A 1,389-nucleotide genomic window follows, 5' to 3' on the forward strand; every position below is an offset into this window, starting at 1 on the left:
CAGGGTAAGTCCGCTTAACAAAACATCACTACCCCACTGCACACAAATCGTATTATTTCCTGTGGAGGACTCAATATCCGGTTCTGCCAATGGCTCTACCGTTACCGCTACTGATGCCGGCTTGGATCTGCAACCATTATTGTTGGTCACCACCATCCATATCGTACCGTTTGCCGTTGCATAAGCTCTTGGTGTGGTAATTGGATTGTTATCTGCCAGGGCATCGGCCTGGGAGTTATAATAAGTCACCGTGAACTGGAGTGGATCTTGTCCGCCCAAGACCTCAGTATTCATTTGGGTCAAATCAAAAGTATAGATACCATTTGGCGTGGTGTAGTCAGTATCACAAGTAACCCGTGGTGCAACCGGTGATGTGGCCGAGGCTCCCGGCAAAACTTCCAGTTTTACGCTACCATTGAAATTCACGCAACCTGTGGCGTTATTTACCACACGGGCATAGATAGTCTGTGGGTTGCTGGTATTTATATATGAATTCGGCAATTGATTGGTTCCTGCCTGCGCTTCTCCCGGTGACAGGTAATACGTTACCGTATATCCGCTTGTATCGGACATTCCCCCCAATAGCGCAACATTCTTGGTCTGCAAATCGAAAGTGGCTGTGCTGGAAGCCGCCGCATCACAGATTTTGTAGGGAACAGCAGAGCTGGCCACTACCGGTAATGAGTTCAACAATAAAGGCTGCTCTATCACCACATAACATTTACTGCCCAATGAGCTTACCTCAGTGTTCATCACACGGATCCAAATACTTCGTGTTCCGATTTCATAAAAAGTCGGTGTGGTTATCATACTGGCCTGAGCATTGGCGTTTGCCTCGGTAAGGTAATATTCGAAGCTCAGGTTAGGGTCCCCGTTGGCAATATAAGCCTGGTTCAGGGTCAAATCAAACAACTCGGTGCCGTTTGGTGAATTCACATCGCACATCTTCAATTGACTTGGATTGTCCTTCGGTGTTGGCAATGGCAAAACACGGATAGTCAGCGTGGTAAAGCTTTTACATCCCGCAGGGGCACGGCTGGTAACCATCACTCCCAGAGTCTGGGCATTGCTGGTATTGAGATAGGTCGTTGGGTTCAAAATAGGGTTAATTCCTGCCTGCGCATCAGCCGGGCTACGGAAATACGTTACCGTATAACCGGTAGCTGTTCCCAATATCTCACTATTCTTAACGGTCAGGTCAAATTCACGTGACGGTGGGCTCGTTGTCAGGCCATCATCACAAAGACTCAATGGTGTCGGGGTGGTAAGGGCAAGCGGGGTATCTACAATCAATTGGAAACTTCCAATACTGCTCGCACAACTTGTTGCCGCATCAGTAAGGACTATCCAGATCGTTTGTGGATTGGACGTATTGGTAAAGTTACTTTG

The 1,389-nt window shown here is 47.9% G+C and carries 1 pseudogene; it reads right to left on the bottom strand.

Annotated elements, in window-relative coordinates:
- Positions 1-1,389, bottom strand: a pseudogene (locus FNW07_RS13835) (adhesin); the annotation flags it as partial.

This window comes from Flavobacterium sp. GT3R68, assembly GCF_007109225.1.
GTDB lineage: Bacteria > Bacteroidota > Bacteroidia > Flavobacteriales > Flavobacteriaceae > Flavobacterium.